18 protein-coding genes are annotated in these 24,530 nt (G+C 44.1%); 10 read left to right on the top strand and 8 right to left on the bottom strand.

Going from position 1 to position 24,530, the window contains the following annotated elements; all coding sequences use genetic code 11:
- Positions 1 to 216: 216 nt before the first annotated feature.
- The 4 genes from C0033_RS08130 to C0033_RS08115 form a co-directional block, all read right to left on the bottom strand.
- A complete protein-coding gene (locus C0033_RS08130; RefSeq protein ID WP_103227366.1) occupies positions 217 to 1,374 on the bottom strand; it encodes a M20 family metallopeptidase in 1,158 nt (385 codons plus the stop codon).
- 121 nt (positions 1,375 to 1,495) lie between these two features.
- On the bottom strand, positions 1,496 to 3,235 hold the full coding sequence (locus C0033_RS08125; protein WP_103227365.1) for an ABC transporter ATP-binding protein: 1,740 nt from the start codon (positions 3,233 to 3,235) through the stop codon (positions 1,496 to 1,498).
- The gene (locus tag C0033_RS08120; protein ID WP_103227364.1) at positions 3,232 to 5,031 is read right to left on the bottom strand and encodes an ABC transporter ATP-binding protein; all 1,800 of its coding nucleotides are present in this window, start codon (positions 5,029 to 5,031) and stop codon (positions 3,232 to 3,234) included. The genes C0033_RS08125 and C0033_RS08120 overlap by 4 nt, the downstream gene beginning before the upstream one ends.
- Positions 5,032 to 5,139: 108 nt before the next feature.
- Positions 5,140 to 5,757: a TetR/AcrR family transcriptional regulator gene (locus tag C0033_RS08115; RefSeq protein ID WP_103227363.1), complete on the bottom strand. Its 618-nt coding sequence runs from the start codon at positions 5,755 to 5,757 to the stop codon at positions 5,140 to 5,142.
- A 395-nt stretch (positions 5,758 to 6,152) separates the two neighbouring features.
- Between C0033_RS08115 and C0033_RS08110 the strand changes: the two genes are divergently transcribed.
- Positions 6,153 to 7,043: a S8 family peptidase gene (locus C0033_RS08110; RefSeq protein ID WP_103227362.1), complete on the top strand. Its 891-nt coding sequence runs from the start codon at positions 6,153 to 6,155 to the stop codon at positions 7,041 to 7,043.
- Between the two features lie 248 nt (positions 7,044 to 7,291).
- Here the strand turns inward: C0033_RS08110 and spoIIR are convergent, their stop codons facing one another.
- Positions 7,292 to 7,912, bottom strand: a complete 621-nt coding sequence (spoIIR, locus tag C0033_RS08105) for a stage II sporulation protein R (protein ID WP_103227361.1) — start codon at positions 7,910 to 7,912, stop codon at positions 7,292 to 7,294.
- 199 nt (positions 7,913 to 8,111) lie between these two features.
- On the opposite strand from spoIIR, the gene C0033_RS08100 reads away from it, so the two are divergent.
- The 4 genes from C0033_RS08100 to C0033_RS08085 all read left to right on the top strand — a co-directional run bounded on the left by C0033_RS08100 (position 8,112) and on the right by C0033_RS08085 (position 12,411).
- Positions 8,112 to 9,173, top strand: coding sequence for a D-alanine--D-alanine ligase family protein (locus tag C0033_RS08100; protein ID WP_103227360.1), 1,062 nt, complete (start codon positions 8,112 to 8,114; stop codon positions 9,171 to 9,173).
- Positions 9,174 to 9,195: 22 nt separating this feature from the next.
- Entirely contained in the window at positions 9,196 to 10,011 is an 816-nt protein-coding gene (gene murI, locus C0033_RS08095; RefSeq protein ID WP_103227359.1) for a glutamate racemase, read from the top strand.
- A 1-nt stretch (position 10,012) separates the two neighbouring features.
- On the top strand, positions 10,013 to 10,456 hold the full coding sequence (locus C0033_RS08090; RefSeq protein ID WP_103227358.1) for a DUF1934 domain-containing protein: 444 nt from the start codon (positions 10,013 to 10,015) through the stop codon (positions 10,454 to 10,456).
- A gap of 272 nt (positions 10,457 to 10,728) precedes the next feature.
- Positions 10,729 to 12,411 (top strand): heparinase II/III family protein, encoded by a 1,683-nt coding sequence (locus tag C0033_RS08085; RefSeq protein ID WP_103227357.1) that lies wholly within the window; start codon positions 10,729 to 10,731, stop codon positions 12,409 to 12,411.
- A gap of 65 nt (positions 12,412 to 12,476) precedes the next feature.
- Here the strand turns inward: C0033_RS08085 and C0033_RS08080 are convergent, their stop codons facing one another.
- Both C0033_RS08080 and C0033_RS08075 read right to left on the bottom strand, forming a co-directional pair.
- Complete coding sequence (locus C0033_RS08080; RefSeq protein ID WP_103227356.1) at positions 12,477 to 14,108, bottom strand: response regulator; 1,632 nt, start codon at positions 14,106 to 14,108, stop codon at positions 12,477 to 12,479.
- Positions 14,101 to 15,885 carry a sensor histidine kinase gene (locus C0033_RS08075; protein WP_180994629.1) on the bottom strand — a complete coding sequence of 595 codons (1,785 nt, stop codon included), beginning with the start codon at positions 15,883 to 15,885 and terminating at the stop codon, positions 14,101 to 14,103. Before C0033_RS08075 ends, C0033_RS08080 begins: the two co-directional genes overlap by 8 nt.
- A gap of 238 nt (positions 15,886 to 16,123) precedes the next feature.
- Between C0033_RS08075 and C0033_RS08070 the strand changes: the two genes are divergently transcribed.
- The 4 genes from C0033_RS08070 (at position 16,124) to C0033_RS08055 (ending at position 19,915) form a co-directional block, all read left to right on the top strand.
- Positions 16,124 to 17,476, top strand: a complete 1,353-nt coding sequence (locus C0033_RS08070) for an extracellular solute-binding protein (protein ID WP_103227354.1) — start codon at positions 16,124 to 16,126, stop codon at positions 17,474 to 17,476.
- A gap of 30 nt (positions 17,477 to 17,506) precedes the next feature.
- Positions 17,507 to 18,391 carry a sugar ABC transporter permease gene (locus tag C0033_RS08065; RefSeq protein ID WP_242984448.1) on the top strand — a complete coding sequence of 295 codons (885 nt, stop codon included), beginning with the start codon at positions 17,507 to 17,509 and terminating at the stop codon, positions 18,389 to 18,391.
- Positions 18,378 to 19,199, top strand: a complete 822-nt coding sequence (locus tag C0033_RS08060; protein ID WP_103227352.1) for a carbohydrate ABC transporter permease — start codon at positions 18,378 to 18,380, stop codon at positions 19,197 to 19,199. Before C0033_RS08065 ends, C0033_RS08060 begins: the two co-directional genes overlap by 14 nt.
- Positions 19,200 to 19,306: 107 nt before the next feature.
- Positions 19,307 to 19,915 (top strand): flavin reductase, encoded by a 609-nt coding sequence (locus C0033_RS08055; protein ID WP_103227351.1) that lies wholly within the window; start codon positions 19,307 to 19,309, stop codon positions 19,913 to 19,915.
- Positions 19,916 to 19,981: 66 nt separating this feature from the next.
- On the opposite strand, the gene C0033_RS08050 is transcribed toward C0033_RS08055, so the two are convergent.
- Entirely contained in the window at positions 19,982 to 20,440 is a 459-nt protein-coding gene (locus C0033_RS08050) for a hypothetical protein (RefSeq protein WP_103227350.1), read from the bottom strand.
- Between the two features lie 225 nt (positions 20,441 to 20,665).
- Between C0033_RS08050 and C0033_RS08045 the strand changes: the two genes are divergently transcribed.
- On the top strand, positions 20,666 to 24,526 hold the full coding sequence (locus C0033_RS08045; protein WP_103227349.1) for a DNA-directed RNA polymerase subunit beta: 3,861 nt from the start codon (positions 20,666 to 20,668) through the stop codon (positions 24,524 to 24,526).
- The last annotated feature ends 4 nt before the right edge of the window (positions 24,527 to 24,530 follow it).

Here is a 24,530-nt window from a genome sequence, read left to right as displayed (position 1 = left end):
GTTTGTATATTGTTTGAATAGATTATGAAGATTTTCTTAATATAAAGATTAACAATATAAGGGGAACGTAAATAAATTAAGGGAAAAGTTCAACGTCAATATTACATAAAAAAAGTAATCCGTTCCCCTCATTTTTGCCCGTAACATATAATTTTAAGAAAATATTCCGCTATAAGAACATGTAAAACCACAAAAACAATATAAATCCGCCGCCGGTTATAAAACTATTTTTTCAGCGAGCATAATCAATACGGACTGACATCTGAGGATATCTTCACATGGGACGGATTCATCCGGTTTATGTGCCAGTTCCAGATCCCCGGGGCCATAAGACATACAGTTGTGATTGTGAAGAGTACCTGAGATCACGGCGCTGTCCGTATAACCTGGAAAATAGGTGATCACAGTATCTTCCCCTGTTATTTCCCCGCACACATCTTTCAGTTCCTTGAGCAGAAATGAGCTGTCATCCCTCTCCACATAAGGCCGGTCTCCGGTAATCGTATAGGAGGGCCGTATACCGGGCACCTGCAGAATGGCATCTTCAAATGATTCTTCAATCATATTGGCCGCATCTTTTGTGGTAACGGGCGGAGCCAGCCTCATATCGATCCAGGTTTTACAGCTGTCGGGAACCACATAAGGGCGGTATCCTCCCTGAATCTGTCCAAATGTGACCGTAGACCGGCCCAACTCCTCATGTTCCGGGCAGGCCAGAATCCGTTTCCTGATTCCGCAGATAATTTCCGCCATTCCTGCGATAGCATCCGATCCTTTCCATGGCGTGCTGGCATGGGCGGTGATCCCTTTCACATCCACTTCAAACCAAGCCCGGCCCTTATGAGCTACCTGGATCTGCCCGTTGGTGGGTTCCGTATCCAGCACCCAGCTGTCTTTCGTGACCCAGCCGCTTTGGATTGCCTTTTCCACACCCCGCATAAAATCTTCTTCGTCCACGGTTGCGATCAGGGCAAAGCTGTGTTTGGGCCTTTTCCCGCTTTGATCCACTTGATAAGCCAGTTCCAGACAGGCCGACATGGCACAGGCCAGACCGGATTTCATATCGCAGGCGCCTCTTCCGTAAATTCTTCCATTTCTGTATTCTCCCCCTAAAGGATCACAGGTCCAGTTATCACCGAATACAACCGTGTCCATATGGCAGATATAGATCAGGGCAGGATCGTCAATTTCTCCCTGAATCTTTGCCCTGATGTTAAAACGTCCCGGCAGAACTTCTTCTTTTGTCAGCTCAATACATGGATGTGTCAGGGTTTTCCATATAAATTCCCCGATTGTCCCTTCATAGGAGCCGGGGTCGGTGCTTTCGATCTGCACCAGCTGCTGTGTCAGCGTAATTGCGTCAGTTTCTAACATAATGTCCTCCCAGAAAATATGATGGTTCTAATTATAGGCCTTTTCCAGCCGGATGTAAATCCGTGGACGAAAAAGAAAAATGAAACATTAGGCAGCTAAGACATTTACTAACTTTTCGCTGTTAACAGCTACCAATACCCCAGTCTTGGCTAATCATTTGTAACTTTATCATGTGCGGATAAATTTTGCCTGTGTTCATCAGTTGCTTTGGCGCACCTTGCTCTGCAACGCAGCCGTCTGAAAGCACAATCACTTTATCCGCGCCACTGACAGTACGCATACGGTGAGCAATAACAAGTACGGTCTTATCCTTTATCAGCCTTGACAAAGCAGCTTGTATCAGTGTTTCATTTTCTACATCAAGGCTTGCCGTTGCTTCGTCCAGTAAAATGACAGGGGAATCCTTAAGGAAAGCACGGGCGATTGAAATACGCTGCCTTTCGCCGCCGGACAGTTCACAACCATTTTCCCCAATCATACTGTGATAGCCGTCCGGGAGCTTTGCGGCAAATTCATCACAATTCGCCAACTTTGCTGCCGTAATCACTTCTTCATCAGAGGCGTCTTTTTTACCGATTCTGATATTTTCCATGATTGTATTGTTAAACAGCGTTACATCCTGAAAAACAATGGAGTATAATGACAATAATGTTTCCGGTTCTATTTTCGATATGTCCATACCACCGACTGTGATTTTGCCTTTGGTTATATCCCAAAATCTTGCGGCAAGACGCGACACCGTAGTTTTGCCGCCGCCGGACGGACCGACCAAGGCGGTAACTTCCCCCTGTTTTGCAATAAAAGATACATTCTTTAATACAGTTTCCCCGGTATTGTAAGCGAAGCCTACATGGTCAAACACAATATCATAACCTTTATTTGTTGCACGATTACTGCCTGCCTGAACAGGTTGGTCAAGAATTTCGTTCATGCGGTTTATGTTTGTTTTGGTAGAAATCACTGCTGCAAGATTTTGCAATGCGCCTTCAAGCGGAGCATACAGCCTTGAAGCGACAAGTAAAAACATAAAGAATAGCGGAATATCAATCTCCCCGCGAATGAGAAGCGCGGAACCCACAAGCGCAACTGTGGCAATCCCAAACTTTAATATCAGCGTTGATGAAACAACAAAAAGAGCCGTTCCAAGCTCCGAAATAATGTGCCGTTTTTCCACATGATCAATTTTTCGGTCAAGTCCTTTCAGATAGGTTTCTTCCGCGTTATTCGCTTTTAAGTCCTGCAAACTCTCAATGCACTCCTGCACACCGCTTTCAAGAGCAACATTTGCGGCTGCGGATTTACGGTTAAAATACCCTTGTATGCGGGCTGAAAAGAATGTAATTGCAAATGCAATCGGCAAAACCCAAACTGCCGCAAGAGCCATGCGCCAATCGTAAGCAAAAAGGCAAAGTGCGATCAGCGTTGTTGAAATAAGGGAGCCTGCCAAAGCGGGGACATAATGGGAAAATGCTGTTTCAAGTGTCGCACAGTCCCCCATAATAGAATTTGTTAAATCGGCAAGGTCTTTTTGGCCAAAAAAGGATAACGGTATTTTTCGGAGCTGCTCGGCTAAGGAAATTCGCCTTACCCCGCTTTCCACATAGGTCGCCAAATAAGTAGTGTTATATTGAAACCAAGTCGCGATAAATATAAGGCATAAGCAAACCAAAGCGCCAACCGCATAAAAAGCTATGCGGTTTCCACTCACACCTCCATTCATAGTATCAATGACAAAGGAATACAGAAGCCCGACAGGAAACATAAAAGATATATCCTGTGCAACGCAAGCAATGCACCCTTTTATTAAATCGACGGCCCCCTCTTTTGATAACGCAAAGCGTCTTTGCAATGTCTTAATCATGCTTTTACCTCCTTTGCAATTCTCCATTCTGCCGCTTCGGAATAATTCTTCCACATACGCGTGAATATGCCGTTTCTTGCTATCAGATTGTTATGCGTACCACTTTCGACAATTTTGCCGTCTTGCAGTACATAAATGCAGTCTGCATTTGTGATTGACGACAGCCTGTGTGCAATCATAATAACTGTTTTTCCAGGGGAATTGCTCTTTAATTCCCCTTTTGAAAGAGCAGATAATGCCTGTTGGATCAGCACCTCATTGTCGGGATCGGCAAATGCCGTCGCTTCATCAAGAATGAGGATTGGTGCATTTTTCAAAATAGCACGGGCAATCGCTATTCGCTGCCGCTCGCCTCCGGACAGGTGTACCCCATTTGATCCGATAACGGTATCTATACCGTTCGGTAACTTTTCAATAATATCCAGACACTGTGCAGTTTTCAAGGCGTGAGTGATTTCTTCGCGTGTTGCTCCTGGCTTTGCCATACGCACGTTTTCCAATATAGACGCTTTAATCAGGCGGCTGTTTTGAAATACAAAAGACACTTTATTCATTAGTGTTTCTTTCGGAATATCGCGTATGTCGATATTTCCTATCAGTACGCGTCCCTCCACTGGGTCAAAAAATCTTGTCACGATATTTGCAAGGGTGGTCTTACCGCTGCCGGACGCACCAACTAATGCGATTGTCTGTCCCTGCTTTATACGCAATGATACATCATTGAGTGCTTTTTTCTCCCCGCCATAGCTGTAAGTAACGTGTTCTAATGCAATCGAATTATCAGGCGGTATATTGTTCGCCGTGCTTTCAGACAGCGGCTTTTCGTTCAGCACTTCATCAATCCTGCCCATTGCGTCACTTACAATCATTGCATCCTCGCTCATAAACATGATTTTCGTCAATGTCGTACCGATAACAGGCGTAATTACAATGTAGAAAATAAGATTAAGTAGCAATTCATTTGCTACACCCTTCCTTGTAAAGAAAATGCCTCCGGCGATTAAAAAGGCAAATACACCATTGATTGCGGTAGTATAAAACATCATAGGGAGCCTTAATGCTTTTGTGTATGAGATCACCCATTTTTCGTAATTATCAATCGTCGCTTTGAAGCGTTTAAAAGAAAATATGGTCTGCCCAAAAGTTTTTACTACGGGTATGCCCCTTACATATTCGACCGCTTCATTTGACATATCGGAAAGCGCATTTTGATATTCCTTCATTCTCTGCTCCATGTCTTTTCCGGTCATTTTCATCATAATCAGAAAACCAAGCGCAACGGGAACAAGGCTTAAAAGTCCTAATCGCCAGTCAAACACAAGCAGTAAAAAGAGCAGTCCTATGGGCGTTGCAATTGCGCCTGCTTTATCGGGCAGTCTGTGTGCAAGATAAGTTTCTGTAGCGGCACTGGAGGTGTTTACTGTTCTACGCAGTCTGCCGCTTCCATATTTTTCCGTTACCCCAAGCGGCAGGGTTGTAATATGCCGCATAAGTTCCTTTCTTATATTCGCGGCCACCCGGAACGCGCTGATGTGCGAACACATCAAGGCGGCTATATAAACCACAACAGATATAACCGCGAACAATACAGCAGACCAACCATAGCGTGTGACATCCTCCGCCTGTGAAAAGTCCGGGGAAACTTCCAGTATGTCGTGAATGATACGCCATATATACCAAAAAGGCACAAGAGCCAACAGCGCACTCATTACGGACAGTATCCAAGAAAGATAGGTCAACATTTTATGTTTCCCGGCATACTCCATCAATCTCGATAGATTAGATTGCTTTTTCATTGAAAAACCTCCTTAAAATGATTTATGATATGAAAACGCAATATGCGTTCCCGAATATCCATTACAAATGGTTAGCTGCTGCTAACTTATGCGTAAAAATTATAGGGCTTATTGCCCCATAATTTTCATCCACCCAGCGGTGTAAAAAGCTCTCATCTCTTTTAGATAATGCTTTGCTTCTTCAATCGGCATTTCATGTATAATCAACTCAAAAAATGTATTAAACATTCCGGTAATCAATATATGCTCTAACCGTTTATCAATAGGCGGCGACGGTCTGCCTAACTTTTCAAGCACCGCCAAATAATCATGTGTTCCCTTTGTTTCTATCTCTACCATTTCATCAATCAGTTTGGAAAAACGTGTTCCCTCTGCACAGCAGAGAATGAGCTTAAATTGATTCAAATGTTCATAGGCATACAAAAGCATTTCGTACATACACTCGCCGGAAATATCGGTAAGATTGTCTGGCTGCTTTTCTGGTGGGATGTCAGCAAATTCATTCTGCGCCTTGCAAAAGCAGTTCAAAAGAAAGTCATACTGTTCGCCTACCAGTGCTTCAAATAAATCTTCCTTGCTGTGATAGTAACCATAGAATGCGCCCGTTGTGACCCCCGCTGTTTTGACAATATTTCGCAAGGAAGCGGATTTGAACCCTTTTTCAAGAAATTCCTGCATGGCGGCTGAAAGAATTAGGTTTAATGTTGTCTGTTCATTTTCACTCATTGGATCACCTCTTATATAACACTGTTATATTCTACTCCGCTTTTTGACCCACGTCAAGTATTTTTGCATATTTTTGGCAAAAAATCATAGACGCTGATACATGGGAACGGGTGCAGGAATTACGGAAGAACGGACGAAAAACATTGACAGGTTTATATACTATCTGCATCCTTGTTCAATGGCCTGTCAAACGGAGAAACAGCATAGCCGAAGCTGTGCCGTTTTTCGAAAACATCTTTATGCTGTATTGTGAGTGCCGCCCTTTGGCGCATTTTCTTATTTTTTACTCAAAATCTGTATCGGAGTATCCGTTTTTACAAGCCGGAAATCGATGGACCGGGTTCCCAGCGGAAAAAGATTACATATCTTAATAAAAAAGGGAAAAAGGTTATAATGTGAATCAAGTAAAAACATGGATTCATTGCGGCGAAGCCTACCACGCCGGTTATACCGGAAAAGGGGTGGGCGTAGCCGTATTGGACACAGGTATATTTCCGCATGTCGATTTTGATAACAGAATCATTGCGTTTGCAGATATGGTACAGAAGAAGAAACATGCCTATGATGATAATGGCCATGGAACCCATATATCCGCGATTATTGGCGGAAGCGGAACGGCTTCCGACGGCCGCTATCAGGGAGTTGCTCCGGAATGTAATTTGATTGCAGTTAAGGTGCTGGATGATAAAGGCAATGGATTTGCTTCCGACGTGATGGCCGGTCTGAACTGGATCCGCTATCACAAAGAAGAATTGGGAATCAGAATAGTCAATATTTCCGTAGGTTCCTATAACCGAAAAGGAATGAATGAAAACTCTGCATTGGTCAAAGCCGTCAATGCAGCATGGGATGATGGTCTTGTAGTGGTCGTTGCCGCCGGAAACCAAGGACCCAAACCAATGACAATCACCACTCCAGGAATTAGCCGGAAAGTGATAACAGTCGGCTGTTCTGATGATGATAAGGAAGTAAATGTGATGGGCAGCCGAATGGTGGATTATTCCGGAAGAGGCCCTACCAGCGCCTGCATCTGCAAACCGGATATTGTAGCTCCCGGTTCCGGCATTGTAAGCTGTTCCAATATAGCCGGGCGGTATGCGGTAAAGAGCGGAACCAGCATGTCCACCCCTCTTGTATCCGGAGCCATTGCCCTCTTGCTGGAAAAATATCCATATATGAACAATAGGGATGTAAAATTGATGCTGAGAGAGCGCGCGGTGGATATGGGACTTCCAAGGAACCGGCAGGGGTGGGGACTGTTGGATGTGGGGCGGCTTTTGAAGTAAATATTTGGAATGAGATATTGGGAGCGGAAAGACTAAGAACGACGGAAAGAAGGAGAAACCAGGCAGACGGAAGGAAAATGGGGGTGTGGATATTTTACTTCTGCTGCGTCGTATGGGGGTCTCCTTCTTTCTGGTCGGTTGTTATTAAAGTAAGGCGTGAAGGCATTTTCGAAAATGCCTTGAGGATTAAAGTAAAACGTGAAGGCATTTTCCGAAATGCCTTAAGGTTTCACATAAAATGTTTAAATTTAAGCTCCAATACCCAATAATTCCAGCAGCTTGAATTTCACCTTCACGTCCCCCTTCACCAATTCCGAATAATCCTCCGGCGCCAGCAGATGTTCCAGCGTATCTTTAGAAGAATCCGGCACCTCAGCATATACCGCGTCCGTAAAACAAAGCGGCGGGTACAGCACACACCACCAGTTATGCCCTTTCCCGCTTCCGATGTCCACGGTCACGGCTTCGTAGTTTCCATTGGGAAACGTCATATCTCCATAAGTTTTTTCGGGGAAATACTGTTTGGAAACCTGGATTGTTGTTTTATAATCAAAGCCCTGCTCTTCAATAAATGTATCAGAAAGCATCTCTAAATCTGTCTTTTTCTGCAAAATGTAATTTTTTATGTCCGATTTGCTGGCAGAACTGCCTAAATTCTCATAGATAGTATTAAGAAGATAATCCCGGACCTGTAATTTTAATTCCTGGTCCTTTTTGCTGTCGCTGTTGGCCCTCACGTGAAAGCGCATGATTTCCGGCGCAATTCTGGATGCCAGGTGTTCTCCGTTTTGCCTGTAACCGTTCATGGCCAGTAAAAATACCATCAGGCCCAGGCTGATAGAAGCGATCAGCATTTTTCTGTATTTCATGATTTAATCCTCCTTTTTTCATGATCCTATTGGTAATTATTGACGCTTGTGTTATAATGTAAACCTGATAAATGTATTTATTTTTCTGCAGTGCCGGACGGAGAGTTTGAAGCAGGCAGAGACTGCCGAATTAACCGACAAGTATTGTGTCCGGAGTGGATATTGAGCCCCAAAAAGGGAAGAAAGGTGTATAGATAAGATGGAAAAACGCATGATAGCGGTAATTTTTGGCGGACAGTCATCAGAGCATAGTGTTTCTTGTATGTCAGCAGCCAATATCATTGAACAGATAGATGAAACAGCATTTGAAAAGATGCTGATCGGAATTACAGAGGATGGAAACTGGCTGAAGGTTGAAAGCTTAGAAGATATCCGAAGCGGAGCATGGAGGGACAGCCGGATCGGAGCCGTTCTTTCTCCCGACGCTACGGAGCAGTGTGTGATATTAACCGATGGAGAAGATGTGGAGAAGATCCATGTGGATGTGGTATTTCCTGTGCTCCATGGATTGTACGGAGAAGACGGAACCATCCAGGGGCTCTTGGAACTGGCCCGGATTCCATATGTGGGCTGCGGTGTTCTGGCATCGGCAGTATCCATGGATAAGTTATATACCAAGATCATTGTGGACGATCTTGGAGTAAAGCAGGCGGATTATGTGCCTGTAATGAAATACCAGCTGGATGATATGGATGCGGTTTTAAACCGCGTGGAAGCCAAATTCAGCTATCCTGTATTCGTAAAGCCGTCCAACGCAGGCTCTTCCAAGGGGGTGAGCAAGGCGTCAAACAGAGAGGAACTGGCAGCCGGACTTTTAGAAGCGGCGAAACATGACCGCAAGATATTGGTGGAAGAGATGATCATCGGTCATGAAGTGGAATGCGCTGTCTTCGGAGGCGGAACCGTTCCTGTAAAGGCATCCGGCGTTGGAGAAATCCTGGCAGCAGCCGATTTCTATGATTTTGATGCCAAATACAACAATGCGGAATCCAGAACCGTTACTGATCCGGAACTTCCCGGCGATGCTGCAGTGAAAATTCCTGAGATTGCCAAAGCCATTTTCCAGGCAGTAGACGGATATGGTTTGTCACGTGTTGATTTCTTCGTAAAAGAGGACGGGGAAGTTGTCTTTAATGAGATCAACACCATGCCGGGATTCACTGCGATCAGCATGTATCCGATGCTGTGGGAGGCCAGAGGTATCTCGAAAAAACAGCTGATTAAAGAGCTGATTGACCATGCATTTGAAAGAAAACAGTAAGAGGTCAGGGAGAGTGTGTGATATGGACAGAAATGCACCGATCGGAGTATTTGACTCCGGTGTAGGCGGACTTACTGTGGTAAGAGAGATTGTCCGGCAGATGCCGGAAGAACGGATTGTTTATTTTGGAGATACGGCCCGCCTACCATATGGAAGCAAATCAAAGGAGACAATTATCCGGTATTCCCATCAGATCATCCGCTTTTTGCGGACTCAGGGTGTGAAGGCCATTGTGATTGCCTGCAATACGGCCAGCTCCTATGCTCTTGAAGAGGTGAGCCGGAACCTGGATATCCCCATCATCGGCGTGATCAATGCGGGGGCCAAGACGGCGGTCAATGCCACCAAGAACGGCAAAATCGGGGTGATCGGAACGGAAGGAACCGTCAACAGCGGCATCTATGGAGAGACGATGAAACGGATGAAAGCGGATATCGAGGTTACGGAGAAATCCTGTCCGCTGCTGGTGCCTTTGGTAGAAGAAGGCCTTCTGCACGATTCCGTAACCGATGAGATCGCTTCCCGTTATCTGAGTGAATTGAAGGGGAAATACATCGATACATTAGTTTTGGGCTGCACTCATTATCCGCTCCTCAGGTCTACTGTTGGAAGGCTGATGGGGGAAAGTGTGACATTAGTGAATCCGGCCTATGAAACAGCGCTTGAATTGAAACAACTGCTTATGGATGAGGATTTAATCTGCTCACAAACGGCTGATGCGGAGGACCAGTACCGTTTTTTTGTCAGCGACCTTGCGGATAAATTTACAAGATTTGCCACGGCCATTCTGCCGGACCAGGTAAAAGAGACAAAGCAGATTAATATAGAGGAGTATTAACATGACGAAGGATGTATTAATCAGTATAAGTGGAATACAGATCGCTGACGGAGACAACAGCGATGTGGAGATGATCACCACAGGAGACTATTTCCTGAAAAATGGTAAGCATTATATCATGTATGATGAAGTGATGGAAGGGTTCGACGGTACGGTTAGAAATACCATAAGAATTCATCCCGGATGTTTGGATATTATGAAGAAGGGCGTTGCCAATGTGCATATGGTGTTTGAAGAGGCGAAAAAGAATATCGCCTGCTACGCAACTCCATATGGAGATATGATGGTAGGAATCAACACAAACCATATTTCAATTGATGAAAGTGAAGATAAGTTAAAGGTCCGGGTGGACTATTCCCTTGATATCAATTATGAACATGTGTCGGAATGCAATATTGTAGTGGATGTGCAGTCGAAGAGCAAGGCTGAGATCTGCTTATCATAAAAGAGAACCGGATGGTCCTGGATTCAGGACCATCCGGTTTTTTGTATCATAGGAAAATGCTCCTATGATATAAAAAGCCCTCCGGGCAGGAGCGCACTGCGGCGGTAAGGTATAATGCCGCTGAGGTGACCCGCCGCAGGCGGGGAATCCCGCCAGCGGGACCCTTTCCTATATCAGTGGAAATGTATAGATTATAGGCGGAATCGTCTATGTTGATTGCAGGCATCTGACAGTATAATGGTGCTATAAAACATTAAAAGAGGAGTGTTGCTATGTATAACCATTTTTCACCTGTAATCCCCTGCAATCCGCGCAATGAAAAAATGATGGGTCTAATTGAAAAAGCAGCGGCAATCTATCAAAAAGAAGAAATCTCAGAACTGCCCTTTTCTAAATATAAAATTTATTTTGAGACAGGAAGCAGGGTGGAATATGAAGCTTGTTATATCGGACACCGGCGGAGACTGAATGTATATGCCGCTATGGCATTGTACTCAAAGGATGAATGCTGGATCAAAGGGCTGGAAGATATTATATGGGCGGTCTGCAATGAATTTACATGGGCATTTCCCGCCCATATAAAAGACGAAAAGGATCTTCAGGAGAGCAGCGTTACTGTGGATTTGTTTGCGTCAGAAACAGGTTTGGCGCTTTGTGAAATCTGCTGTCTGATGGCGGACCGGATCTCCTCGATGGTTCGGGAACGCGTCAGGTCGGAGGTGTACAGACGTTTGATCGTTCCATACACAGAGAAAAATATAACATTTCATAAAGACAATTGGTCCGCAGTATGCGCCGGATGCATAGGGATGGCAGTAATGTATTGCGGAAGCCGCCAGGATTTTATGCGGATAGAGGATAAAGTCATGCGCTCCATGGAAGATTTTATAGGAAGCTATCAGGATGACGGATGCTGTCTTGAGGGAGCATTGTACTGGGGATACGGATTTGGATATTTCTGCTATTTTGCTGAAATGCTCAGGGAATATACGGGAGGAGAGAAGGATCTTTTTAAACTGGAGAAGGTAAAACAAATCGCCCTGTTCCGTCAGAAGATATTTTTAGAGAAAAATGTGGTGGTTCCCTTTGCAGACGCCCCTCATAATTATAATTTCCATATAGGGCTTGTGCATTTCCTGGCAAGGGAATATGAGGAGGCGGAGATTCCGGACGAAATGTATGCGGCGATGTTCGACGACGATATCAGACATCGGTTTGCAGATTTTATCAGAGACTTTTACTGGTATGATCCATGTATGGATAAAGCCTGCGCAAAAAATAAAACAAACATATTTTATCAGTCCCAATGGTATTTAAAAAAGATGGAAAATTATTGGTTTGCGGCTAAGGGCGGCAGAAATAACGAACCCCATAATCACAATGATTTAGGTTCCTTTATTATCTATGATGACGGAACATTTATATTGGATGACCTGGGATGGCCTGAATATGACGGGGATTATTTTGGAGAGAAACGTTATGAGAATCTGTGCGCTTCCTCAGCCGGGCACAGCGTTCCGATTTTGGGAGAAACCGTTCAGGAGCGGGGAGGAGAACATTTTTCAGAATTATTGAAAGCGGATGAAGAGGGGCTGAGTCTGGATATAACCGGGGCTTACCAACATGGTATTTGTGGGAAACTGATACGGACGTTCCGGTTGGAGAGCGAAGGCATCTGCCTGAGAGATACTGTTAATGGCGTGGCAGGAGAAATTAAGGAGCGTTTTATCACGCGGATTCCTCCTGTAATTGTGAATCACAGCGTGAGCATTGGGAACTGGAAGATCGAGTGCATAAATCAGGAGGCATCCATAACAATTACCGAAAACCAGTTCAGGCCCAGACTCAGTATCTGTAAAATGGACATGAAACAGGTTGAAACCGCATATCTGATTGATTATGTACTGCAAGCAGGAGAAGCAGAAACCGCATATGATTTCGTCATAAAGAAATAAACTCATTCAATCTAGTAAGGATTAGATTTAAAACTATTAGCTGACGGGGCAGCGGGGGCGTAAAATCAGCCCCCGGAACCATTATCAGACGATTGATTCTGAAGATACTGCCGTGGGGAGCAGCCTTCAATTTTTTTGAAGACTCTGCTGAAATAAAAGGAATTTTCGAATCCAAGCTGAGTAGCTATTTCGTATATTTTTTGGTCTGTGTGGAACATCAGGTATTTGGCTTTTGAGATTTTTGCCTGTGTAACATATTCGTTGAAGCCCATAGAAGTGGTCTTTTTAAACAGATGTCCCAGGTAATTGGGGCTGATTGAAAAAATAGCGGCCACATCATTTAAAACCAGCTTTTCCGTTATATGGTTTTCAATATACTGCATGATATTTTGAATTAAGGTGTTTTTCAGTCCCTTGTATTGGCTTTGATAGAATTCCATAACGGATTGGCTGAAAAGGTCCAGCCAGTCCATAACCTGCTCTGTGCTTTTCTGATTATATAAAGAGCGGTAAGAATCGTGGTATTGAGAAAACTTTTCAGCCAGATATTTTTCGCTTTCAGGAATCATGGTGAGGCACAGGTGCAGGATATTGGAGGTGACGTCCATGGCTTGAATGTAGCTGGAAGGATGGGCGCGGAACAGGGCGCTGATGGAGCTGGTTATATGTTGGAAGGAGGACATATCATACTCTTCAAAGGCTCTGCGGATGTCTTCTTTTAAAATAGTAATATTAAACGTATTTTTAAGGGACGGAATAGTTTCTGTCAGCTGATTGGGGAAAAACTGAATCGGCTCCGCTTTCGTGCACATTGGAAGAAGCTGGCAGGCTTCCTGGTAGGAATCGGAGATAAGATGAATGTCATCTTTGTATCCGCCCACTGCGCAGAGAATCGTGACGTTAAAATAATTGTGAACCATGTCAAATGTTTCCCTAAGTATGTCCGAAAAGGCCTGCAGATCATAATAAGGCGAGTTTTCATAAAATTCAAATAAGATACAAAAGTGCTTCATATCCAGTGAAACGATGTGAAAGGGAATGTATTTGGTCAATATGTTTGACAGCATGGAAAATGTGTTATTAAATAAAATCACATATTGGTCATTTTCCATAGAAATCGGAGGGCAGTCGGAGATCAGGCAATAGGAAGCAGCATATTTATCCGCATGGAAAGAGAGGTCTAACTCGTTTGCCTGAAGGGTGAACTGTTCTGTACTGTCAAAAAGGCTGTGAAGCAGTTTAAGAATGAATTTATCCTTGTAATTTTGGATAACCATATAATTTTCCGGGTGTTCGAAAGAGGCCGATGCATTTCGTGCTTCAACTTTTTTCAGAGCGCGTTCGACCGCCAGACTTAATTCCTGAGGCTTCAGGCCTAATTTAATAATGTAGTCGACCGCCTGATATTCCAGGGCTTTTTTAATATAGGGAAAATCTTCATAGCAGGTTAAGATAATGAACTCAGGGAGCGGATCAGGGAGATCCTGGCATGCTTCCATCAGTTCCAGTCCGTTCATTATGGGCATTTTGATATCTGTAATCACAATGTCCGGGTGAAGGGACCGTATCATTTCTAAAGCCTGTTTTCCGTTGGAAGCATTTCCGCATACGGAAATATGATAATCCGCCCATGTTAACATGGATTGAAGGCCAATTTGAACTAATGGTTCGTCATCTGCAATTAAGACTTTATACAAGACCGGTATCCTCCTTTCTTTGGCAGGGAAGCGTAATTATTACCGTAGTGTAACTGCCGGGACTGCTTTTGATGGCAATTCCGTAGTCGGGGCCATAGGCGTATTGGATTCTTTTTTGAATATTGTTAATTCCGATTTTTCGAAACAGATCTGATGAATCAGGTTCGCTGTTAAGGGCGTCATGGATTTGGGATTCTGTCATGCCGATGCCGTCGTCGGTGACTGAGATGAAAAGGTCCTTATTTCCATTCATATGTCCAATGGTGATTTGGATCAGGCCGTGGGACCCTTTTGGCTCGATTCCGTGGAAGATGGCATTTTCCACAACGATCTGAAGGATGAATTTAAGGACCATGCAGTCGTAAAGATCCTCGCTTTCCACTGTGCAGGTCAGGGACAGGCCGCCTCCGTAACGGTACTTTTGAATAAGAAAATAGTGATGAAGCAAGTCTAATTCTTCGCGCAGAGTGTGCATCTGAGCCGATTTTTTGGAGATTGACTTCAGAAGGAGAGATAACGACGTGGCCATATCGACAATGCCGTTGGAACCTTGAGCCGCCGCCATCCATATGATAGAATTCAGCGTATTATACAGAAAATGAGGGTTCACCTGATTTTGGAGAATTTCATATTCCAGTTCATATTTTTTCTCCTGATCTTTCATTCTGGATTGAATCAGATGGGAGATGTCATTCCCCATAGAATTTATGCCCCTTCCGATCTCTCCCAATTCATTATTCCATTCGATATTAGGATCAGAAGTAAAATCACCGGAAGAGACAGAGGACAACTTTTTCTGCAGCCTGCGCAAGGGCATATTGATGGAATGGTGGATGTAAAACGTAAATGCCAGTCCCAAAGATATTACAATACCGACAATCAATAAAAGGGAAGACATATAAATTAAGGTTTGCTTTGACAATGCCGTATGTGAAACGGATTGGCTGATATACCAGCTGCTGTTTGGAGATTCATAGGAAACCAGATTTTGAAAATGGCTCCCTTCTTTTTTTGCAGATGCAGGGGCGGTAAAATCGGCAATACCGCTGTCAGTCAGTTCATTATTCTCCCAAATGTACGTTTTATCGCCTAACGTGATGTAAAGTTTGCTGTCCGACGGAAGATTATAGCTTTTTAAACGGTTTGTAAAAATGCCGGGGGAAATTGCAAGATAGCACCATCCTGAGATCTCTTTGCCATAGACAGAGTAAATCGGGCGGACTATGGGGAGAACAAGATTATTGGGGGAGAACGGAGTGATGGGGTCCTGAATAAAACCGGTCTGAATGTGAGTGTCGGAAGCGTAAAGTTTATCAAAAAAAGGCTGTTCTTTTATGAGCTCGGCGCATGGTAAATTTTGGTAGATCACAGACGGAGAGATCTGTATATAATTGTTATTCAGATCGGATACGATCACCCGGTTCAGATAGATGGAACTGCTGTTGCCCAGATATTCTTCCTGCAGGCGCTGCCAGGCGTGGTTAGCCAGAGAAACTGTGTTATCCTGCCCCTTGTTGGAGGACTTCAGATAAGAATTTATGGTGCCGTTAGAGGTGCAGAAATCAGCCAGCGCCATGGCGTTATTCAAATCGTATTGGATCGTTTCGGCAAGGAGCTGAAGACTGTATTCCGTGGACTGTTTCAGGCTGTCATAAAGGATTGACTGATAAGAAAAATAACAGTAAGTTGAAGTTAATAAGGCCACCGACAATGTAAAAAATGTGGTGATCCAGAGAAGTCTTTTCTTAATGCTTTTAAACGCTTTTTTATCATTCATAGTACCCATACCCTTTATAGAAAATCTTAGCTTTTATATTTTTAATCATACTAAAGTGTTTATGGCATGTCAACGTGGGGAGCAAGGTCTCATTGAATTGTATATGTTTCCAGTTAAAAAGTGTAAAATTGCAAAAAAGTCAGGTGGATATGGAAAAAAGCCGGCGGAAAATGATATGTAATTACATTTATATAACAGTTACAATATAATTATCAGAAAGAAAGCGGAGGTGGATATTATGAAGAAACAAAGGAAAAAATTGTCATTGCTTCTTGCTGCGGTTATGGTAATACAATCTCTTTCGGGGTGCAGCCCGGCGAAGGAGGTTCCAAAGAGCAGTGATGTTTCAAAAGCAGAGGAGACCGTATCTGTCGGTGAAAGCCAGAAAGACAATGGAAAATCAGAAGGACAGAAAACAGAATTAAAATGGGCCGTATGGTCTGCGGATACCCAGCCATATTGGCGGCCGATAGCAGAAGAATATATGAAGCAAAATCCTGATATTTCCATAGAACTGGTGGATTTGGGAGCCACCGATTATTCAACTGCGCTGGCAACCCAGCTGGCGGGTAATGATTCGCCGTTTGACATTGTGGCAATTAAGGACAGCGGAAGCTATATCAGTTTGATTTCAAAAGGAATTTTAAAGGAACTGGATAAAGATAAAATTGAAGAAGCGGTTTATGGAGAAACGTTAAAGTCTCTGACATGGCAGGATCAGTACTATACGCTTCCACTGAGAAGTGATTTTTACGTAATGTTTTATAATAAGGGAGTTTTTGATAAAGCCGGAGTGCCTTATCCTACTAACGATATGACGTTCGAAGAATATGACGAAATGGCAAAGAAGCTGACCGATACCACATTCGGCTCCGAAACATATGGTTCCCATTATCACACATGGAATTTCTGTGTTCAGGGCATGGCGGCTGTAGGAGAGGGAAGGAACAGTCTGGACGGAGACTATGACTATATGAAACCGTATTATGAAATGGTTCTGAACCAGCAAAATAATAAGGTGTGCATGGATTATTCCACTTTAAAGACCAGCGGCCTTCACTATATGGGAGCGTTTGGACAGGGCAATGTTGGAACGATGCTTATGGGAACATGGGCCATCGGTACGCTGATAACCAGAATCGACGAGGGCCAGTATCCGGATTTGGGTGAATGGGCGGTGGCCGCTTATCCTCATAAAGAGGGGGGAGAGCCGGGTAATACGCTGGGCAACTTTGTAGGCGTATCGGTGGTGAAATCTTCTAAAAATGCGGAAGCGGCCGAAGATTTCGTGCGGTTTGCCGGAGGCCCTGAAGGCGCTAAGCTGGTGGCTGAAAAGGGTTACATGCCGGGAGCCATGTCGGACGACGCCATGGATGTAATATTTTCAGTGGAAGGATTTCCTGTGGATGAGCAGAGCAAAGAAGCCATTTTAGGAGTCAAAAAGATTTATCTTGAAACGCCTATCGGAGAAAATTGCCCGGAAATAGATCAGGTACTGAATACGGGACATGATTATATTATGACTGGTGCAATGACTGTGGACGAGGGAATAGCCTATATGAATGATGAAGTGGGAAAATTAATAAAATAAACGGTTGGCGGGATGAAAAGGGGGGATTATATGAAACAGTTAAGCAAAAAAACAAAGAGGAATTTGGTGGCCTACTCATTCATAGCCCCCAATTTCATCGGATTTTCAATTTTCACTTTGGGCCCCGTGTTATTCGCGTTTGTATTGGCCTTTCATTCCTGGGATGGCAATAATCCGATTGAATTTGTCGGTTTTGCAAATTTCATTAAAATGGGTTCGGATACCAGGTTTTGGGCCGCATTGAAAAACACGATTGTATACACGGCTTCTGTAGTTCCGTTTACCATGATAACAGCGTTAGGCTTAGCGATGCTTCTGAACTCTAAAATTAAAGGGAGAGAAATATTCCGTACCGTCGCATTTTTTCCCTATGTTGCATCGCTTGTAGCCTGTGCCGCAGTCTGGAACATCATATTCAGCCCGGGAGCCGGGCTGATAAACATCATATTAAATTCGTTCGGCGTTCAGAATCTGCCTAAATGGGCCGCCGACCGGAGATGGGCTATGTTTACCATCGTAACGTTCAGTATTTGGAAGGATATGGGATATTATATGGTCATCTATCTGGCGGGATTGCAGGGGATTTCCGGGGAACTTTACGAGGCTGCCAGCCTTGACGGAGCGGGCGGCATGCAGAAGTTTCGTTACATAACATGGCCGCAGTTAAAACCGACCACTTTCTTCATTATTATTATGCTGACAATCAATGGATTTAAGATATATGACAGAGTGCTGCTGATTACAGAAGGAGGGCCGGGAACGGAAACCCTGGTGCTGGTTTACCATATCTACGACATTGCATTCGGGAACAGCCAGTTTGGATATGCAAGCGCCATAGCGGTGGTGCTGTTTGCGCTGGTGCTTTTTGTTACTCTGGTTCAGTTTAAAGGAGAGAAAAATTATGCGGGCAGTTAGAAAAAATGTATGTTTATATACCGGGTTAGCTCTCTTTTCCATGCTTTTTTTGATCCCATTTTTCTGGATGTTTTCTTCCTCATTAAAATTGGATAAAGATGTTCTCACCGTACCGATCCAATGGGTTCCAACTGTTCCTCAATGGCACAATTACATAGATATATGGAAGAGAATACCGCTCTTAACTTACACGGTTAACACGGGAAAGATCACCATATGCACAACGCTGATTCAGTTGTTTACCAGCAGTTTTGCGGCCTATGCATTTGCAAAACTGGAATTTAAAAACAGGGACAGGCTGTTTCTGGCTTATATCGGCACGATAGCGGTGCCGTGGCAGGTATACATGGTTCCTCAATTTATTATGATGAGAAGTATCCATCTGAATAATACCCATCTTGCAATTATTATTCTGCATGCATTTACAGCATTTGGGGTATTTCTGATGAGACAGTTCTATATGAGCATCCCTGATGAATTGTGTGAAGCGGCCCGCATCGACGGGATGAGCGAATATAAGATATATGCAAAAATTATGCTTCCATTATCAAAGCCTGCATTGTCTACCTTGGCCATATTCACATTTGTTAATACGTGGAACGATTTCCTGGGCCCGTATATATATCTGACCACCAAGACGAAAAAAACGATTCAAATCGGGCTTCGCGTTTTCATGGATGATTATACCCAGGAATATGGTATGATCATGGCGGCGTCCGTGCTTTCCCTGATTCCGGTTTTAATTATCTTTCTGTCGCTCCAGAAGTATTTTGTGGAGGGAATTGCGTCTACAGGAGTGAAGGGATAATCTTTTATATACAAAACATAAAACCCTGCTGGATGTTTTCCGAATATTAGAATATAATAATGAGTATAACTATCACTATCACATGTATGCAAGGAGAGGAGTCGGAAATGGACAACAGGGCAATGTTTAAATTGGGATATGGTCTTTACGTACTGACAGCAAAAGACGGCAGCAAAGATAACGGCTGCATCATCAACACCGCGATTCAGGTCACGACAACGCCGAACCGGATATCCGTTACGGTGAACAAGCAGAACTATACACACGATATGATTCACAAAACAGGAGAATTCAACCTTTCTGTGCTGACGACGGAAGCTCCGTTCGACGTATTCCGCCATTTCGGCTTCCAAAGCGGAAAAAATGTGGATAAATTCGACGGATATGAGGGAGCGGAGCGGTCGGATAATGGAATCTGCTATCTCACAGGCCCGGCTAACGCCTATCTGTCGGGAAAAGTGATACAGGAACTGGATCTGGGAACCCACACCATGTTTATCGCCGACGTGACTGCGGCCGAAGTGTTAAACGATGTTCCGTCGGTGACGTATACCTATTATCAGGAAAATATCAAACCGAAGCCGGAAGCAAAAGATGAGAAAAAGAAAGGGTACCGCTGCCTGATATGTGGTTACATATATGAAGGCGATGAGCTGCCGGCAGATTTTATCTGCCCGATATGTAAGCATGGGGCCAGCGATTTTGAAAAACTATAGGATGATAAAAAAGGTGCTGTCGGAGAATTGAGTTTTATTCTCCGGCAGCACCTTGTGCATGTCCGATTATTTGTTATTCTTTTTTTCTCTTTTAAATCTATCCAGGAATTTCTTCTTTTTAGGCACCGCCGGAATTGCTCCGCCGCGGACGCTCTTAATCTCTGTTATGTAGATGCCGCTGACAACCACTTTAACTTCAGTTTTAACCGGAAGTACGGCAAATACCTTCTCGTCAGCCATCATGGTCATAACCTTAGGTCCAACCTTAGCTTTAACAACGGGAACCTTTGCCCAGCGCATATACTTTGGAGTCTGCTCATATACGATTTTTGGAAGACCGGCTTCTTTTAGTTTCATGCGTTTTTTGTCGATGACAAGCATAGAAACTGTCTGTGCCGCCGCTTCTAAAGCTGACTGCTGTTCAACCTGACGCTTTTCCAATTTTCGCCCAAGAAAATAAAGTACGACGAGTGCGATAGCTACAATGAGCAAAATTACGACCAAAACGTTTAAAAATCCTCCCATGGGGAATACCTCCAATAGTTCTTTTAATAAGCACATCTACTTACTTATTAAAAATAAGTGCGCCTATCTGGAATAGTATATCATTGTTTAATGGAAAAAGCAAGCAAAAAATCCTTGACACCTTGACAACGCTATGTTAAGATGGAATGTGCACTATTGTGGCCTCATGTGCTCTACGGGAGCAGTGTGCCCAAAATTAGAATAGAAAACAGGGGTGAAACGTCAATGGAGAAAAGCAGAATGCGTCCCGTTAAAGCCGGGAAGAGCTTAAGAATGAGCTACTCAAGACAGAAAGAAGTTCTTGAGATGCCAAACCTGATTGAGATTCAGAAAGATTCCTATCAGTGGTTCCTTGATGAAGGATTGAAGGAAGTCTTTGAAGACATCTCTCCAATCGCCGACTTTGCAGGTCATCTGAGCTTGGAGTTTGTTGACTTTACATTATGTAAAGATGATATCAAATATACAATCGAAGAGTGTAAGGAGCGCGACGCAACTTATGCAGCGCCTTTAAAAGTAAGAGTAAGACTTTGCAATAAAGATAAAGATGAGATTAATGAACATGAAATCTTCATGGGTGATCTCCCACTTATGACGGATACAGGTTCTTTCGTAATTAACGGCGCTGAACGTGTTATTGTTAGCCAGTTGGTACGTTCCCCAGGAATATATTACGGCATAGGACATGATAAGATTGGTAAGGAATTATATACCTGTACGGTAATTCCTAACCGTGGAGCATGGCTGGAATACGAAACCGACTCCAATGACATTTTTTATGTCCGTGTCGACAGAACAAGAAAGGTTCCGGTTACCGTGCTGATCCGTGCGCTTGGTTACGGAACGAATGCCGAGATTATCGACTTATTTGGTGAAGAACCAAAATTGCTGGCCAGCTTTGGTAAGGATACTTCCGATAATTACCAGGATGGTCTGCTGGAATTATATAAAAAGATTCGTCCGGGCGAGCCTTTATCCGTTGATAGTGCAGAGAGTTTATTAAATAGTATGTTCTTTGACCCGAGAAGATACGATTTAGCAAAAGTAGGAAGATATAAATTCAATAAAAAGCTTCATTTAAAGAACAGAATCACAGGTCAGACACTGGCAGAGGATGTGGTTGACTTGTCTACAGGCGAGATTCTGGCTGAAGCTGGGACAACGGTTGACAAGGTTCTGGCTACAGAGATTCAGAACGCGGCGGTTCCGTTTGTTATGATTCAGGGTATTACCCGCAATCAGAAGGTTCTTTCCAACATGATGGTTGACCTGGCTGCATACGTTGATTTTGATCCGGCAGAGGTTGGCGTTTCAGAGTTAGTATTTTATCCTGTGCTTCAGAATATTCTGTCAGAAGCTGGAAGTGAAGAAGAACTCAAGGAAGCGGTCAGAAAGAACATCCATGAATTGATTCCTAAGCACATCACAAAAGAAGATATTATCGCTTCTATTAACTATAATATGCATCTGGAAGAAGAGATCGGCAATGCTGACGATATCGACCATTTGGGCAACAGACGTATCCGCGCTGTGGGCGAACTTCTTCAGAACCAGTACAGAATCGGACTTTCCCGTATGGAGCGTGTTGTTCGTGAAAGAATGACAACTCAGGATATGGACGGTATTACACCGCAGTCCTTAATCAACATCAAACCTGTAACAGCAGCTGTTAAAGAATTCTTCGGAAGTTCCCAGCTGTCACAGTTCATGGATCAGAACAACCCGCTGGCTGAGCTGACCCATAAGAGACGTCTTTCCGCATTGGGACCTGGCGGTCTTTCCAGAGACCGTGCCGGATTCGAGGTACGAGATGTACACTACACCCATTATGGACGTATGTGCCCGATCGAGACGCCTGAAGGTCCTAACATCGGTCTGATCAACTCCCTGGCTACGTATGCCCGGGTGAATGAATACGGATTTATCGAAGCGCCTTACCGCGTGGTGGATAAAACAGATCCTGAGAACCCGATCGTAACGGATGAGGTTGTTTATCTGACAGCAGATGAAGAAGATAACTTCGTAGTTGCACAGGCGAATGAGCCGTTGAAAGAAGACGGACATTTCATTCATAACAACGTTTCCGGACGTTTCCGCGAGGAGACTTCCGAATTCCAGAAAAAGAATATCGATTTAATGGACGTTTCTCCTAAGATGGTATTCTCAGTAGCTACATCCATGATTCCTTTCCTGGAGAACGATGATGCGAACCGTGCGCTGATGGGTTCCAACATGCAGCGTCAGGCCGTTCCGCTTCTGACCACAGAAGCTCCTGTAGTAGGTACCGGTATGGAAGCAAAAGCAGCGGTTGACTCCGGTGTCTGCGTCCTTGCCAGAAATGCAGGTGTGGTTGAGCGCTCCGCATCCAATGAAATTATTATTAAAAGAGATATTGATGGAAATAAAGATGTTTACCATCTGACCAAATTCAAGAGAAGCAACCAGAGCAACTGCTACAACCAGAAGCCGATCGTTTATAAAGGCGATCACGTGGAAGCTGGGGAAGTAATTGCCGACGGCCCATCCACACAGAACGGTGAGATCGCCCTCGGTAAAAACCCTCTGATCGGATTTATGACCTGGGAAGGTTATAACTACGAGGATGCGGTACTTCTGAGCGAAAGACTGGTTCAGGAAGATGTTTACACCTCTGTTCATATTGAAGAATATGAAGCAGAAGCCCGTGACACCAAGTTAGGGCCGGAAGAGATCACCCGTGACGTGCCTGGTGTCGGTGAAGACGCGTTAAAAGATCTGGATGAAAGAGGTATTATCCGTATCGGCGCCGAAGTACGTGCCGGAGATATTCTGGTGGGTAAAGTAACTCCTAAGGGAGAGACAGAGCTTACAGCAGAAGAACGGCTTCTGCGCGCTATTTTCGGTGAAAAAGCGAGAGAAGTGCGTGATACTTCCCTGAAAGTGCCTCACGGCGCTTATGGTATTATCGTGGATGCCAAAGTATTTACAAGAGAAAACGGAGATGAACTGTCACCTGGTGTTAACCAGACGGTACGCATCTATATCGCTCAGAAGAGAAAGATCTCTGTTGGTGATAAGATGGCCGGACGTCATGGTAACAAGGGTGTTGTTTCCCGCGTGCTTCCTGTTGAAGATATGCCGTTCTTACCGAATGGCCGTCCTCTGGACATTGTATTGAACCCATTGGGCGTACCTTCACGTATGAACATCGGTCAGGTGCTGGAGATTCATCTGAGTCTTGCTGCAAGAGCCCTTGGCTTTAACATCGCTACGCCTGTATTCGACGGCGCTAACGAGATTGATATTATGGATACCCTGGATGTGGCTAATGATTATGTTAACCTGTCATGGGAAGAATTCCAGGAAAAATACAAAGATCTGCTGAAACCGGATGTGATGGAATATCTGGAATCTCATCTGGATCACAGAGAATTATGGAAGGGCGTTCCGTTAAGCCGTGACGGTAAAGTAAGACTTCGTGACGGACGTACCGGAGAGTACTTCGACAGTGCCGTAACAATCGGACACATGCATTACCTGAAACTTCATCATCTGGTAGATGATAAGATTCATGCCCGTTCCACAGGCCCTTACTCACTCGTTACACAGCAGCCTTTGGGCGGTAAAGCTCAGTTCGGCGGACAGCGTTTCGGTGAGATGGAGGTTTGGGCTCTGGAGGCGTATGGCGCTGCTTATACCTTACAGGAAATCCTTACTGTTAAGTCGGATGACGTTGTAGGCCGTGTTAAGACTTATGAAGCTATTATCAAGGGCGAGAATATTCCTGAGCCTGGTATTCCGGAATCATTTAAGGTACTTCTGAAAGAACTTCAGTCTCTCGGACTGGATGTAAGAGTTCTCAGAGATGACAATACGGAAGTTGAGATGTCTGAAAGCGTGGATTACGGTGATACCGACCTGCGTTCCATCATCGAAGGAGACAGACCGTTCAACCGCGATGAAGTGGAATCTTTCGGTGACTTCGGCTACCAGCAGAAAGAGATTAAAGGCGAAGAAATAGTAGACGTTGAAGATGATTTTGAGGAAGAAGAGGAATTGTTTGACCTGGAAGATTCCATGGATGATGAAGCCTCTGATGAAGAATAATAGA

This window comes from Clostridium sp. chh4-2 (assembly GCF_002899675.1).
GTDB lineage: Bacteria > Bacillota > Clostridia > Lachnospirales > Lachnospiraceae > CHH4-2.
The sequence above is the reverse complement of the archived record's forward strand: the minus strand, read 5'-3'. Positions and strand labels throughout refer to the sequence as shown.